The organism is Variovorax paradoxus (genome assembly GCF_000834655.1).
Lineage (GTDB): Bacteria > Pseudomonadota > Gammaproteobacteria > Burkholderiales > Burkholderiaceae_C > Variovorax > Variovorax paradoxus_F.
This window is the reverse complement of the sequence record NZ_JXQQ01000023.1, coordinates 62495-77164: the sequence shown is the minus strand read 5'-3', so window position 1 is coordinate 77164 and position 14670 is coordinate 62495. Positions and strand designations below refer to the sequence as shown.

Sequence of the window (14670 nt, the reverse complement as noted above, 5' to 3'; positions counted from 1 at the left end):
GGCGGCGTCGAACGCCATGCAGCCTTCGAGGCCGCGCGTGCCCCCATCCCAACCTTCCCCCAGAGGGGCAAGGAGCTAATGCAACGCTTCTTCGGCCCGTCGCGCATCCAGCGGCAACACGCACAGCACCTTCCCACCCAGGGTCAGCACCAAGCCGAGCTGTCCGCCGATCTGCATCACCTGGCACACCACGCGCGGTGCATCGGACCTCGGTGCCGTTGCAGCCGACATGGCAAGCGCACGCGCCGGCGGCTGCCGCAGCATCGCGAACAGCGTTCGGGCATCGCAGTCATGCAGCGCCTGCCGGTACATGTGGAACACCGCTTCCGGGTCTTTGCCTTCCGCGTCCTCGGGGTCCTGCCGCAGCCGCAGCAATGCGCGATGCAGTTGCTGCCGGCATGCCGCCTCGGTCTTGCCGCTGGCGGCCGCGATCTCCTTGAAGCTGGCTTCGAACACCTCGCGCAGCAGCACCGCCGCGCCATCGGCGGGGCCGACGCGCGCGGCGAGCAGACGCAAGGCCTGTTCGACCTCTTGCGCCAGTGCGGCGTTGGCTTCGATGGAGGCGGCCTCGGGCGCGGTCTCCAGCGCCTGTGCATCCCGAAGCCAATGCTGCATCCAGTTGCGCCGCCGCAAGCGGTCGATGGCCAGGTGCTGCATGACGGTGGTCAGCCACGCTTGCGCGGCGTCGAGCGCGGGCCTGTCGCCCTCCTCGAGGGCACGCAGGTAGGTGTCCTGCACCACGTCTTCGGCTTCGGCCGTGTTGCCCAGGAGGCGTGCCGCGGCACGCACCAGCCGGCTGCGATGCGCCGGCAATTGCGACAGGTAGCGTTCATCGAGCATCGGCGCAGCTTGCCACAGCGCCTGCAATGTCACGAAACTGTGGGCTTGTTCGTCAAGACAGTTCAACCACAGGAGTTTTTCTTGATCATGGAAACCGACGACGACACCAAGCCCGCGGCCACGGCCGAGCCGCGCAACTCCTACCTGGAGGAGAAGGCGTTCAAATCGCGCACGCTGTTGATCTTCGGCAGCATCACCGACGCGGTGGCCGCCGACGTGACGCGCCGGCTCATCGCGCTGGACGCGGACAACCAGCAACCCATCGACATCCTCGTGAGCTCGCCCGGCGGGCACCTGGAGTCGGGCGATGCGATCCACGACATCGTGCGTTTCATCAGCGCACCGGTGAACATGATCGGCACCGGCTGGGTCGGCAGCGCCGCCACGCACCTCTTTCTGGCGGCCCCGCGCGAGCGCCGCGTGTGCCTGCCGAACACGCGCTTCCTGATCCACCAGCCCAGCGGCGGGGCGGGCGGTCAGGCGACCGACATCGCCATCCAGGCGCAGGAAATCATCAAGGCCCGCCAGCGCATCGCGCACGAGATTGCGCGCGAAACGGGCAAGCACATCGACGTGGTGCTGGCCGACATCGAGCGCGACCGCTGGCTCTCGGCGGAGGAGGCGGTGGAGTACGGGCTGGTCTCGCGGATCATCCAGCGCAAGACCGAGCTGAAGTAGCCCCCGGTCGGGCGATTACTTCGGCTTGTAGGCGACGACGTCGATTTCCACCTTGGCGTCGACCATCAGGCGCGCCTCGGTGGTCGAGCGCGCGGGCTTGTTCTCGCCGAAGTAGCCCATGTAGATGCGGTTGAAGGCACCAAAGTCGCGCGCGTCGTGCAGCCACACGGTGCTCTTGCACACGTCGTCCAGCGTGGCGCCGGCCAGCGCGAGCACCTTCTTCAGGTTTTCCATCACCTGGCGCGTCTGCGCCTCGATGCCACCCACCACGATCTCGCCATTGGCATTGGCGGGGACCTGGCCCGACACGTAGATGAAATCGCCCGCGCGCACGGCCGGGGAGAAGGGGCGGGCCTGGCGGTCCGAGGCGACGGGCGGGGCGCCGAGGTATTCGAGGGGCATGGGAGGACTCCTGAGATGCGTGGAATGAAAGGAAATGGGATCGCAAGTATCGATCCAATCTGAAAATCTATTTCAGAATAACCCTCGATCAAGGGTTAACACGGATGATTTGGCATGGATAGTGCTTCAAAGTCCGGGCCGAAAAGAAAATTTCTTTCACAAACCTGCCCGACCCCCATGAAGGAGTTCTCCATGCCCCACGCCGCCCACGCCGGTCTTGTCCAGCGCCTGCCCAAGCTGTCGAAGCGCAGTCTGCTGGGTGCCTCCCTGCTCGCGATGCTGTGCGCCGCGCTGCCGCACCAGCAGGCGCATGCCCAGGGGCCGCGCAACTTCGCCACGCTCGCGATGGTGGCCGAGCCGCAGACGCTCGACCCGATGGCATCGACCGCCGACCTGGTCGGAACCATCATGCAGCACGTGTACGAGACGCTCTACACCTTCGACGCCAAGTGGAACGTGGTGCCGATGCTGGCCGAAACGATGCCCAAGATCTCCGCCGACGGCAAGACCTACGCCATCACCCTGCGAAAGGGCGTGATGCTGCATAACGGCCGCGAGCTCAACGCCGACGATGTGGTGGCGAGCCTGCAGCGCTGGATGGACCAGTCGCCGCGCGGCAAGGCCGTGGGCAAGGAAATCGAGACGCTCAAGGCCAAGGGCCCGCTGGGTGTGGAGATCGTGCTGAAGGCGCCGTATGCGCCGCTGCTCTCTCAGCTGGCGCTCCCGAGCGGCATGGCCGCGATCATGGCCAAGGACTCGATCGCCTCGCCGCTGAAGGACTTCGTGGGCACCGGCCCCTACAAGTTCAAGGAGCGCCGCCCCGACCAGTTCGTGCTGCTCACCCGCTTCGACAAGTACGCCGCGCGCAAGGAACCCGCGAGCGGCTACGGCGGCAAGCGCGAAGCAGCGATCGAAGAGCTGCGCTTCGTGCCCGTGCCCAACGCCAGCACGCGTGTCGAAGGCGCGCTCGCCGGCCAGTACGACTTTGCCGACCTGCTGCCGGTGGAAGCGCTGCCGCGCCTGGAGAAGTCGGGCGGCAAGACCGTGCCGATCATGACGCCGTCGTTCGGCTTCCCGTACCTCGTGCTCAATACCAAGGAAGGCGTGGCCGCGAGCCAGCCGGTGCGCCAGGCCATCCAGACCGCGCTCGGCGAAGGGGAGATGCTCGCCGCCGGCTTCGGCGACACGCGCTTCTTCGTGGCCGAAGCCAATCATTTCCCCAAGGGCTCGCCGTTCTATTCGACCGCCGGCGGCGACCAGTACAACCAGCGCAACGCCGCCAAGGCCAAGGACCTCGCGGCCAAGGCCGGCTACAAGGGCGACCCGATCCGCGTGCTGACCAGCCGCCAGTACGACTTCCACTACAACATGTCGCTGCTGATGGCCGAGCAACTCAAGCGCGCCGGTTTCAAGGTCGACCTCAACGTGGTCGACTGGGCCACGCTGGTGCAGCGCCGCAACGATTCGAAGCTCTGGGACATCTACGTGACCCACTCGGGCCAGTTCCCCGAGCCGATGCTCTCGCCGCCGCAGCTGGGCGACGGGGCCCCCGGCTGGTGGGACACGCCCGCCAAGAAGTCGGCGCTGCAGGCCTTCAACGTCGAGAGCGACCCGACAAAGCGCGGCGCGCTGTGGGGCAAGGTGCAGCAGGTCGTCTACGAGGAGGTGCCGTACATCAACGTCGGCAAGTTCAACGGCCTCTCGGCCAAGAGCCCGGCGCTGGACAACTACCAGCCCGCGACCTGGCCGTTCTTCTGGAACGCGAAGATCAAGTAAGGCCGCAAAGGACATCCGCCATGCCATCGCGTCGCCAACTCCTGCAAGCCAGCGCACTGGCCTCCGGCCTCGGAGCCCTGGGTCTCACGACCTCCACCGCACAGGCCGCCAACACCGGGCCCGTGTACGCCTACGTCGGCACCTACAGCGACGGCGGCAAGCCCTGGCGCGGCGGGCGTGGCCTCGGCGTCCACCAGTTCGTGGTGGACGGCGCGACGGGCGCGCTCAAGCCCATTCCCGGCGCACCGCCCGCCGTGGCCAGCGCGGGCAGCGATGCCAAGCTGCGCAACCCCGCATCGCTCGCGCGGCACCCGAAGCTGCCGATGCTCTATGCGGCCAACGAGTTCGAGGCCGGCTCGGTCTCGGCCTTTCGCATCGGTGCCGATGGGGCGCTGTCGTTCGTGGCCGAGATGGCTTGCGGCGGCAAGGACCCGGCATACGTCAGCGTGCATCCGGACGGCCGCTTTCTCTTCACCGCCAACTACGCGAGCGGCGACGTCAGCGTGATCGCGCTGCGCACCGACGGCGGCTTCGATTCGGATGTCGCCGCCGTCGTCTACAAGGACGCGGCCGCCTGCGGCGCCACGCCCTGCAAGCCGGGCGCCGACGTGGTGCCGGCCGCGGCCCGTTCGCACGAAGGCTTCGCCACGAGCGACCACGACGGCCCGCATGCGCACATGGTGCACAGCGATCCGACCGGCAACTTCGTGCTGGTCGCAGACCTGGGCCTGGACCGCGTGATCTCGTACCGCTTCGACCGCAAGACCGGCGTGCTGAGCCAGCCGAGCACGGTCGCCGTGTCGGAGAGCTCGGGCGCGCGCCACTTCGTCTTCCACCCGAACGGCAAGTGGCTCTACCTCGTGAACGAAGAGGCCTCGACCATCGCCTTCATGCGCTACGACGGCGCGACCGGCGTGCTCACGCTGGTGAGCGAAACCTCTGCGCTGCCGCAGGGCTTCAAGGGCACCAGCTACGCCTCGGGCATCCGCATGCTGCCGGACGGCCAGCACTTCGTGTCGCTCAACCGCCTGCACGATTCGATCTCGCTCTTCAAGGTCGATGCCCGCACCGGCGCCCCCACGCTCGTGCGCGAAGAGTGGTCGCGCGGCAACTACCCGCGCAGCTGCACGCTCGATCCGAGCGGCAAGTTCCTCTACGTGTGCCACAACAAGCAGGGCGACAACGTCACGGTCTTCCGGGTGAAGAAGGGCGACATCCAGTTCACCGGCCAGTACGTGGCCGTCGGCAGCGCAGCGGCCATCGAGTTCTCGTCCTGAGGATGAAGATGAAAAGCGCTTCGCTTCGCTACATCGCCTCCCGCGCGGGCGGCATGCTCGTGGTGCTCGCCATCGTGGCGGTGCTGGTCTTCGTGCTCACGCGCGCCGCATCGGGCGATCCGGTCTCGGTGCTGCTGGGCGACCAGGCCACGGCCGCCGACATCGCGCGCGTGCAGAAGGAATACGGCCTGGACAAACCGCTGCCCGTGCAGTTCGGCTATTGGCTGCGCGAAGTGCTGCAGGGCAACCTCGGCACCTCGATCTTTCTGCAGCGCCCGGTGACGCAGGCGCTGTGGGAGCGTGCCGAACCCACCACGCTGCTCGCCCTCATGGCCGTGGCCATCGCGGCGCTGATCGGCGTGCCCTGCGGCATCGTCTCGGCGGTGTTCCGCGGGCGCATGGTCGACCAGCTCTTCACCGGCGTCGCGATGCTCGGCGCGAGCATTCCGAGCTTCTGGCTGGGCATCGTGCTGATCCAGATCTTCGCGGTCTCGTTCGGGTGGTTCCCGGTGTCGGGCTACGGCGCGCCCGATGCGGCGCTGTCCGAGCGGCTGCATTCGCTGGTGCTGCCGGCCGCGGTGCTGGGCCTCCTGAATTCGGCGCTCATCATCCGCTTCACGCGTGCCTCGATGCTCGACGTGCTCGGTGAAGACTATGTGCGCACCGCGCGTTCCAAGGGCCTCTCCGAAGGCAAGGTGGTGCTCAAGCACGCGCTGCGCAATGCGCTGGTGCCCATCGTCACGGTGATCGGCCTCACGGTCGCGCTGATGATCGGCGGCGCGGTCATCACAGAGACGGTGTTCGGCCTGCCGGGCGTCGGCAACCTCGTGGTGAGTGCGGTGCTGCGCCGCGACTACCCCGTCATTCAAGGTGCGCTGCTCGTGATCGCCGCGATCTACGTGCTCATCAATTTCTCGATCGACCTGCTGTATGCAGTGGTCGATCCTCGCGTGAAGGTCTGAGCCGTGCAGATGCCAAGAATGCTCCGCCAACTGATGCACCGCCGCATCGTGATGGTCTCCGCGCTGGTGCTGCTGGTGATCGCGATCATGGCGATCGGCGCGCCGTTGTTCGCCTCCATCGACCCCAACGACACCGCGGTGCTCGACCGCCTGAAGGCGCCGAGCGCCGCGCACCTGCTGGGCACCGACGAACTGGGCCGCGACGTCTATTCGCGCATCGTGCACGGCGCGCGCTATTCGCTGGCCATCGCGGCGCTCACCGCGCTGGGCTCGGTCATCGCCGGCACGGTGCTGGGCCTCATGGCCGGCTTCTTCCGCCGGCTGGACACGCCGCTCATGCGCGTGGTCGACGCGATGATGTCCTTCCCCGACATCCTCCTGGCCATTGCGCTGGTGGCGATCCTCGGGCCGTCGCTCATGAACACCGTGCTCGCGCTGGTGCTGGTGTACACGCCGCGCGTGGCGCGGGTGGTGCGGGCTTCCACGCTGGTGGTGCGGGAGCTGCTCTTCGTCGAAGCCGTGCGCGCGCTGGGCGTGCGCACCTCGCGCATCCTGTGGCGGCACATATTGCCGAACCTGATGTCGCCGATCCTCGTGCAGGTGTCGTTCATCTTCGCCTACGCCATCCTGGCCGAGGCAGGGCTCTCGTTCCTCGGCGTCGGCGTGCCGCCCGAGATCCCGACCTGGGGCACCATGGTCGCGGGCAGCCAGCAGTACGCGCACCAGGCCTTCTGGGTGGTGCTGTTCCCGGGCCTGGCGATCATCTTCACCGCGCTCTCGCTTCAACTGCTCGGCGACGGCGTGCGCGACCTGCTCGACCCCAAGCTGAAGAAGACCTCGTGATGACCAACCCCACGAACACACCACGTCTCAAGGTCAGCAACCTGAGCACCAGCTTTCCCACCGAAGACGGCCTGATCCGCTCGGTGGCCGATGTGAGTTTCTCCATACAGCCGGGCAAGACCACCGCGCTGGTCGGCGAATCGGGCTCGGGCAAGTCGGTCACCAGCCTCACGCTGATGCGTCTCTTGCCCAAGACCGCGAACGCGCAGGTCAGCGGTTCGGCGTCGTTCGTCACCCGCGAAGGCAAGACGCTCGACCTGCTGCAGATCGGCGAGACCGAGATGCGGTCGCTGCGCGGCAACCAGCTGTCGATGATCTTCCAGGAGCCGATGACCAGCCTGAACCCGGTCTTCACCATCGGCGAGCAGATCGCCGAGAGCGTGCGGCTGCACAAGGGCCTGGATCGCAAGGCCGCGCTCGCGCATGCGCTGCGCATGCTGGAGCTGGTGGAGATTCCGGCTGCGGCACAGCGCATCCACGAGTACCCGCACCAGCTCTCGGGCGGCATGCGCCAGCGCGTGATGATCGCGCTCGCGATGGCCTGCGACCCGACGCTGCTGATCGCCGACGAGCCCACGACGGCGCTGGATGTGACGATCCAGGCGCAGATCCTGGAGCTCATGCGCCGGCTGCAGGCCGAGACGGGCATGAGCATCCTCTTCATCACCCACAACCTGGGCGTGGTCGCGCACCATGCCGACGACGTGGTGGTGCTGTACGCGGGCCGCGTGGTCGAGAGCGCGCCCGTGCGGCCGCTCTTCGCGCAGCCCGAGCATCCGTACACGCAAGGCCTCCTGGCGTGCCTGCCGGGCAAGGCGCGCCTGCCGGGGCAACCCAAGCCCAAGCGCCTGTTCGCGATCCGCGGGCAGGTGTCCAGCCCGCTCGCGCCGCCGCCCGGCTGCGCTTTCGAGCCGCGGTGCGACCTGGCGCTTGCGGAGTGCAGCGCGGCGATGCCGCCGCTGATCGACATCCGTCAGGGCCGCCAGGCGCGCTGCATTCGCGTGCAGCCCGATGCCCAACTCGCGAGAGTCGCATGAGAAGCGCACTGGCTGTCGTGTTGCTCCTTCCCCTTCCGGGGGAAGGCGGGGATGGGGGCAAGCGGCGATCGTTCGGCGCAGTGCTTCATCCAGTGCCGACGTGCCCCCACCCCAACCCTCCCCCGGAAGGGGAGGGAGCCCATACCCACTACCTACGATGACCACCGCAGCTCCCCTCATCGAAGTCCGCGGACTCAAGAAATACTTCGGCAGCAGCGACCGCCCCGTGCGCGCGGTCGACGACGTGTCCTTCGCGATCCAGCCCGGCGAAACGCTGGGCCTGGTCGGCGAATCGGGCTCGGGCAAGAGCACCATCGGGCGCACCGTGCTGCGGCTGGTCGAGCGCACCGAGGGCCAGGTGTTCTACCGCGGCGACGACATCGGCGCGCTTTCGGGCGAGCGCATGCGCAAGCTGCGCAGCAAGCTGCAGATCATCTTCCAGGACCCGTACGCGAGCCTGAACCCGAAGATGCGCATCAGCGCGATCCTCGGGGAGGCGCTCTCCACGCACGGCCTGCACAAGGGCGCTGCGGCGCGCGACAAGCGCATCGCCGAGCTGCTCGAAACCGTGGGCCTGCGCGCCGAGCATGCGAGCCGCTTTCCGCACGAGTTCTCGGGCGGGCAGCGCCAGCGCATCGGCGTGGCGCGCGCGCTCGCGGTGGAGCCCGAATTCATCGTGGCGGACGAGCCGCTGTCGGCGCTGGACGTGTCGATCCAGTCGCAGGTCATCAACCTCTTGGCCGACCTGCGCGAACGCCTGGGCCTGACGATGCTCTTCATCTCGCACGACCTGGACGTGGTCGAGTACCTGTGCGACCGCGTGGTGGTGCTGTACCTGGGCAAGGTGATGGAGGTGGCCGAGACCGACGAGCTCTTCGCGCGCCCCGCGCACCCCTATACCCAGGCGCTGCTGGCCGCGAGCCCGAAGCCAGACCCGACGCTCGCCACCGAGCGCATCGCGCTCAAGGGCGACATCCCCAGCCCCATCTCGCCGCCCTCGGGCTGCGTGTTCCGCACGCGCTGCCCGCACGCCATCGAGGCCTGCGCGCAGACCGTGCCGCCGCTCGACGAGATTTCCACCGGACACTACAGCGCCTGCATCCGCAAGGAACTGCTCTCCAACATCGCCGCATGACGACCATGACCGACACCGCCGCCACCACCGCCACCACCAACTTCACCGACCCGCTGCTGGGCAGCAGCTTCAAGGGCTACCCGCGCACCCAGCCGCCGCGCCTGCGCAGCGAGGTCGGCGCCGCCGGCTGGAACGTGCTGGCCGGCGACCTGCCGCTGCCGCTCGCGATGCTCAAGCGCGAGGCGCTGGAGCACAACCTCGCATGGATGCAGTCGCGCGTGCGCGAGTGGGGCATCGACCTCGCGCCGCACGGCAAGACCAGCATGTCGCCGCAGCTCTTCCAGCGCCAGCTGGATGCGGGCGCGTGGGGCCTGACCTTCGCCACCGTCACGCAGCTCGCAGTGGGCGTGGCCGCCGGCGCGCGCCGCACGCTCATCGCCAACCAGGTGGTGAGCGACGAAGACCTGGCGGGCATCCAGCTGCTGCTGCGCGCGACGTCGGGCCTGCGCATCGTGTTCCTGGTCGATTCGCTCGCGCAGCTCGGCCTCATCGAGGACTGGACCAGGCGCCATCCCGCGAGCGTGCCATTCGAAGTGATGATCGAGATCGGCGTCGAAGGCGCGCGCACCGGTTGCCGCACGCATGAAGAAGCCGTGACGCTCGCCACGCGCCTGCGCGCAAGCGAAGCCGCCAAGCTCGTCGGCATCGAGACCTACGAAGGGCAGGGCGCCACCGGCGTGAGCGAGCCCGACACTGCGTACGCCAACACGCTGATGGACCGCGTGGAAGCGATTGCGCGCCACTGCGATACGCACAAGCTCTTCGAAGCCGACGAGGTGCTGGTCTCGGCCGGCGGCTCGGCGATCTTCGATCTCGTGGCCGGCCGCCTGAAGCCTGCGCTGGGTTCGCCGGTGCGGGGCCTGCTGCGCTCGGGCTGCTACGTCACGCACGACCATGGCTTCTACAAGCGCATGGTCAGCGCGGTCGACGAGCGCCTGGGCTGCGATTGCGGCGAGAGCCTGCGCCCCGCGATGGAGGTGTGGGCCACGGTGCAATCGCGCCCCGAGCCGGGCCTGGCGATTCTTGCGGTGGGCAAGCGCGACATCTCCTTCGACCTCTCGATGCCCGTCCCCATTGCGCGCGCGGCACGCGGCGCGCTCGAGGCGCAGGCCGTGCCCGCCGGCTGGAAGATCACCGCGCTGAACGACCAGCACGCGTACCTGCGCTGGGAAGCCAGCGAGGAAACGGATGCGCCGAAGGTCGGCGACCGTGTCGGCCTGGGCATCTCGCACCCCTGCACCACTTTCGACAAATGGCACTGGATGCCGATCGTCGAGAACGACTACCGCGTGAGCGACGCCGTCGCGATGCATTTCTGAGCCGCTTTCACCGATGACCCCCTCCCTGCTTCAGAAGATCGCGCAGATCCGCAGCAGCGCCCCGGCGACGCGGCGCGCGATTCTCGACCTGATCCTGGAAGACCCCGACCGGGTGCTCGAAGAGAGCTTCGAGCAACTGGCCGAGCGCTCGCGCAGTTCGGTGCCCACCATCATGCGCACCTGCCGGGACCTGGGCTTCGCGGGCCTGCGCGAATTCAAGCTCGCGCTCGCGCAGGAGCTCGCGCTCGGCGGTTCGCCGCTGCACCGCCGCGTCAACATCGAGGACGCGGCCGACGAAGTGGTCGGCAAGATCGCGCGCAGCGCGGCGGCCTCGGTCTCGGGCGTGCGCGGCCAGCTCGACATGCAGGTGCTCGACGGCGCCGTGGCCGCCATCGCGGCGGCGCCGCATGTGGACCTGTACGGCGCGGGCGCCACCTCGTGGTTCATGGCCAACGATTTGCAGGCGCGGCTTTTCCGCCTCGGTCTTTCGGCGAATGCATGGGCCGACTACCACCTGCAGCAGGTGGCCGGCGCGGCGCAGCGGCCGGGCGGCGTGGTCATCGCGATCTCGCACGTGGGCGGCATGCCTTCGCTGCTCGACGCCGTGGACATCGCGCGCGGGCAGGGCGCCAAGGTGGTCGCGCTCACGCGGCCCGGCACGGCGCTCGCGGCGAAGGCCGACTTCCTGCTGGGGCTCTCGGTGCCCGACGACGCGGTGATGCACGTGGGCATCGACGCCTACCTCACGCACCTCACGGCCATCGAGATCCTCACGGTGCTGGTCGCGCAACGCCGGGGCGAGCCGGCCGTGCAGCGCCTGCAGCGCGCCCGCGAAGCCTTCCAGCGCCATGGCATCGACGCCACCACGCACCCGCTGCAGAGCTGGGACGGCGGCGGCATCAACGACGAAAAAGGAGGGCGCGCATCGTGAGCGACCCCAAAGCCGTGAAAGCCGTATTGCTCGAAGCCGGCCTCGTGGTCGACGGTTCGGGCGGACCCTCGTGGCCCGGCGACGTGCTGCTGCAGGGCGACCGCATCGTCGCGCTCGGCGAAGGCCTGCGGGGACGGCTGCCCGAAGGCTTGAGCGTGGCCGACCTCGACATCGTCGATTGCCGCGCCAAGGTGATCGCACCGGGTTTCATCGACGCGCACACGCACGACGATGCGATCGTGCTGCGCGATCCGCTGTGCCTGCCCAAGGTGTCGCAGGGCATCACCACCGTGGTGACGGGCAACTGCGGCATCTCGCTCGCGCCGTACCGCACACCGCAGTCGAAACCGCCGCTCACGCTGCTGGGCGCCGATTCGTTCAGGCACGCGACCATGGCCGAATACCGCGCCGCCGTCGATGCGACGCAGCCCGCGCTCAACGTGGCTGCGCTGGTCGGCCACACCACGCTGCGCTTCGCGACGATGCAGGCGCTCGACCGGCCTGCGAGCGGCGACGAGCTCGCGCGCATGGAAGCGCTGCTCGATGGCTGCATGGCCGACGGCGCGCACGGCATGTCGTCGGGCCTGTTCTACGAAGAAGCCTTCGCCGCACCGGCCGAGGAAGTGACCGCGCTCGCGCGCGTGGTGGCACGCCACGGCGGCGTTTATGCCACGCACCTGCGCAGCGAGATGCAGCAGATCATCGAGGCGCTGCACGAGGCCGGCGACTCGGCCTTCGACGCCGGCGTGCCGCTGGTCATCTCGCACCACAAGTGCGCCGGCCCCGCGAACTGGGGCCGCACGAAAGAGACGCTGCCGCTCATCGAATCGCTGGCGCAGCGCCAGCAGATCGCGATGGACGTGTACCCCTACGTGGCCGGCTCCACCGTGCTGCGCGAAGACCTGGTGGACGGCGTCATCGACGTGCTGCTGACCTGGTCCGACCCGCACCCGGAAATGACCGGGCGCCTGGTTTCCGACATCGCGCGCGAATGGGGCACCACCGAGCAGGAGGCGTGCCTGCGCCTGAAGCCCGGCGGCGCCTGCTATTTCCAGATGCAGGAAGAAGACGTGGAGCGCGTCATCTCGCATCCGCTCACGATGATCGGCAGCGATGGCCTGCCGCACGACCGCCATCCGCATCCGCGGCTGTGGGGCGCGTTCCCTCGCGTGTTCGCGCGCTACTGGCGCCAGCGGCGCCTGTTCACGCTGGAGCAGGCCGTGCACAAGATGACCGGCATGACCGCGCGCAACCTGCGCATTGCCGATCGTGGGCTGCTGCGCGTCGGCACGATGGCCGACGTGGTGGTGTTCGACCCCGAGACCATCGCCGACACCGCCACCTACGACAAGCCGCACGGCGTGAGCGAAGGCGTCGAGCGCGTGTTCGTGAACGGCGTGCTGGCGTACCGCGGCGGCGAGGGGGAAGCGAAGGTGCTCGCGCGCGCGGGGCGGATGCTCACGCGCGCCAGCTAGCGCCAGGAAGACGCCTCTCGCGCACACCTGCGCCCTAGGAAGCCGCTTCGTCTTGCGCCTGCGCCTGGAACATGCGCGTGAAGTCGCAGCATTCCTGCGCCAGCATCACGATCGACGAGGTGAGCGCGCTGCGGTGCTCGCCCTTGTGCATCGCCACGTAGCGCACCACCGGCAGCGGCGGCGTGACCTCGATCACCGCGAGCATGCCGGCCGCCACCAGCGGCGCGAGGCATTCGCGCGGCAGGTAGCTCACGCCCAGCCCCGACACGGTGAGGCCGGTGAGCGCCACGAGGTTGCTCACCGTGATGACGTTGGAAGGCTGCACGCCCTGGTCCTTCATCCACGCGTCGTAGGCGCGGCCGGTGCCCGAGTTGTTGCCCTGCACCAGCATGCGGTGCCGCGCGAGGTCGTGCAGGCGCACGGTGCCTGTCGTGGGCACTACGCCGGGCTTGCACATCCACGCGCTCTTGACCTTGCCGATGACCTTGCTCTGCATGCGCGAGTCGGCGAAGGTGTCGGGCACGATGACCACGTCGAGCGCATCGACCAGGAGCTTGTCGCGCAGCTGCAGGCTGTCGTCCACGTCGGGCTCCAGGATCACCTTGGGGTAGTGCTGCTGGATCAGCCCGACCAGCCGCGGCAGCCACGTCATCGCCGTGAGCTCGGTCACGCCGATGCGGATGCGGCGTTCCACCACGCCGGGCTTGCCGAACTGCTCGACCGCGGCATCGCGCTGCTCCAGCAGGCGCTTGGCGAGCACGAACATCTCCTCGCCCTTTTCGGTAAGGCGCGCGGTGCGCTGGCTGCGGTCGAAGAGTTCGGTGTCGAACAGCAGTTCCAGCTCGTGCACCCGCTTGGAGACGGCCGACTGGGATGTGTGCAGCTGGTTCGCGGCCTGCGCGAAGCCGCCGAGCTGGCCGATCCAGTAGAGGGCCTCGAGTTGCTTGAAGGTCATCACGGTGCGGGGCTCCCCTGAGAACGGATCGATAGAACGCTTTTGTTCATGCAATTCGATCACAAAAAATCGCTTTTAGAAATTCATCGAGGCGCAGAAGATTCGCCCAGCCCCCGTCACCGCCAACCAAGGAACACACGCCATGGACTTCTTCAAGCTGCCTCTCGCCCTGGGACTCACCCTCGCCTTCACCTGCGGCGCAGCCAGCGCGCAGGACGGCGGCACCCTGCAGAAGATCAAGGAGAGCGGCACGATCCAGATCGGCGCGCGCGACAGCCAGATCCCGTTTTCCTACAAGCTCAGCGCCGAAAGCGCACCCATCGGCTTCACCAACGACATCTGCCTGAAGATCGTCGATGCGGTGAAGGCCAAGCTGGGCCTCTCGAAGATCGAAGTGCGCTACACGATGCTCAATTCGACCAACCGCATTCCGCTCCTGCAGAACGGCACGGTCGACCTCGACTGCGCGACCACCACCAACACCACGCAGCGCCAAGCGCAGGTCGACTTCGCGCCGAGCCACTTCGTGACCAACATCACCGCCGCGGTGCGCAAGAGCGCGGGCATCAACGCGCTGGCCGACCTGAACGGCAAGAACGTGGCCACCGTCTCGGGCAGCACCTCGATCCAGTTGCTGCGCGGCGCGCGCAAGAGCGGCACGATCGAAGTCAACGAGATCGCGGGCAAGGACACCTCCGACGGCTTCCTGCTGCTCTCGACCGGCCGCGCCGACGCCTACGTGCTGGACGACGTGCAGCTCGCCGGCATGATCGCCAGCGCCACCAGCCCGGGCGACTACAAGCTCCTGAAGGAGTCGCTGCGCCAGGAGCCCTACGGGATCATGCTGCGCAAGGACGATCCGCAGTTCAAGGCGCTGGTCGACGAAACGGTCGCCGGCCTCATGAAGTCGGGCGCCATCGACCAGCTCTACGCCAAGTGGTTCATGTCGCCGATTCCGCCGAAGAACGTGAACCTGAATTTCCCGATGTCCGACGCGGTGCGCGACATCTACAAGAACCCGAACAACAAGGGCGTCTGAG

14 protein-coding genes are annotated in these 14670 nt (G+C 68.1%); 11 read left to right on the top strand and 3 right to left on the bottom strand.

Annotated features, from left to right (window positions below; translation table 11 throughout):
• Positions 1–75: 75 nt before the first annotated feature.
• The gene (locus tag RT97_RS11050) at positions 76–873 is read right to left on the bottom strand and encodes a sigma-70 family RNA polymerase sigma factor (RefSeq protein ID WP_080898257.1); all 798 of its coding nucleotides are present in this window, start codon (positions 871–873) and stop codon (positions 76–78) included.
• Between the two features lie 54 nt (positions 874–927).
• Here RT97_RS11050 and RT97_RS11045 point away from each other — a divergent pair, with 54 nt between their 5' ends.
• Positions 928–1518, top strand: a complete 591-nt coding sequence (locus RT97_RS11045; protein WP_042578831.1) for an ATP-dependent Clp protease proteolytic subunit — start codon at positions 928–930, stop codon at positions 1516–1518.
• Positions 1519–1533: 15 nt separating this feature from the next.
• Here RT97_RS11045 and RT97_RS11040 read toward each other — a convergent pair whose 3' ends face one another.
• Positions 1534–1920 carry a RidA family protein gene (locus RT97_RS11040; protein WP_042578817.1) on the bottom strand — a complete coding sequence of 129 codons (387 nt, stop codon included), beginning with the start codon at positions 1918–1920 and terminating at the stop codon, positions 1534–1536.
• Between the two features lie 192 nt (positions 1921–2112).
• Here RT97_RS11040 and RT97_RS11035 point away from each other — a divergent pair, with 192 nt between their 5' ends.
• The 9 genes from RT97_RS11035 to RT97_RS10995 all read left to right on the top strand — a co-directional run bounded on the left by RT97_RS11035 (position 2113) and on the right by RT97_RS10995 (position 12675).
• Positions 2113–3696 (top strand): ABC transporter substrate-binding protein, encoded by a 1584-nt coding sequence (locus RT97_RS11035; RefSeq protein WP_042578830.1) that lies wholly within the window; start codon positions 2113–2115, stop codon positions 3694–3696.
• 20 nt (positions 3697–3716) lie between these two features.
• Positions 3717–4973 (top strand): lactonase family protein, encoded by a 1257-nt coding sequence (locus tag RT97_RS11030; protein ID WP_042578816.1) that lies wholly within the window; start codon positions 3717–3719, stop codon positions 4971–4973.
• Between the two features lie 8 nt (positions 4974–4981).
• A complete protein-coding gene (locus RT97_RS11025; RefSeq protein WP_042578829.1) occupies positions 4982–5935 on the top strand; it encodes an ABC transporter permease in 954 nt (317 codons plus the stop codon).
• 3 nt (positions 5936–5938) lie between these two features.
• Positions 5939–6778, top strand: coding sequence for an ABC transporter permease (locus RT97_RS11020; protein WP_042578815.1), 840 nt, complete (start codon positions 5939–5941; stop codon positions 6776–6778).
• A complete protein-coding gene (locus RT97_RS11015) occupies positions 6778–7815 on the top strand; it encodes an ABC transporter ATP-binding protein (RefSeq protein ID WP_042578814.1) in 1038 nt (345 codons plus the stop codon). Before RT97_RS11020 ends, RT97_RS11015 begins: the two co-directional genes overlap by 1 nt.
• A gap of 157 nt (positions 7816–7972) precedes the next feature.
• Positions 7973–8950 (top strand): ABC transporter ATP-binding protein, encoded by a 978-nt coding sequence (locus RT97_RS11010; RefSeq protein ID WP_042578813.1) that lies wholly within the window; start codon positions 7973–7975, stop codon positions 8948–8950.
• Entirely contained in the window at positions 8947–10269 is a 1323-nt protein-coding gene (locus RT97_RS11005; protein ID WP_042578812.1) for an amino acid deaminase, read from the top strand. Before RT97_RS11010 ends, RT97_RS11005 begins: the two co-directional genes overlap by 4 nt.
• 13 nt (positions 10270–10282) lie before the next feature.
• On the top strand, positions 10283–11200 hold the full coding sequence (locus RT97_RS11000) for a MurR/RpiR family transcriptional regulator (RefSeq protein WP_042578811.1): 918 nt from the start codon (positions 10283–10285) through the stop codon (positions 11198–11200).
• Positions 11197–12675: an N-acyl-D-amino-acid deacylase family protein gene (locus RT97_RS10995; protein WP_042578810.1), complete on the top strand. Its 1479-nt coding sequence runs from the start codon at positions 11197–11199 to the stop codon at positions 12673–12675. The genes RT97_RS11000 and RT97_RS10995 overlap by 4 nt, the downstream gene beginning before the upstream one ends.
• A gap of 34 nt (positions 12676–12709) precedes the next feature.
• On the opposite strand, the gene RT97_RS10990 is transcribed toward RT97_RS10995, so the two are convergent.
• Positions 12710–13630 carry a LysR family transcriptional regulator gene (locus RT97_RS10990; RefSeq protein ID WP_042578809.1) on the bottom strand — a complete coding sequence of 307 codons (921 nt, stop codon included), beginning with the start codon at positions 13628–13630 and terminating at the stop codon, positions 12710–12712.
• Between the two features lie 142 nt (positions 13631–13772).
• On the opposite strand from RT97_RS10990, the gene RT97_RS10985 reads away from it, so the two are divergent.
• Complete coding sequence (locus RT97_RS10985; RefSeq protein ID WP_042578808.1) at positions 13773–14669, top strand: transporter substrate-binding domain-containing protein; 897 nt, start codon at positions 13773–13775, stop codon at positions 14667–14669.
• The last annotated feature ends 1 nt before the right edge of the window (position 14670 follow it).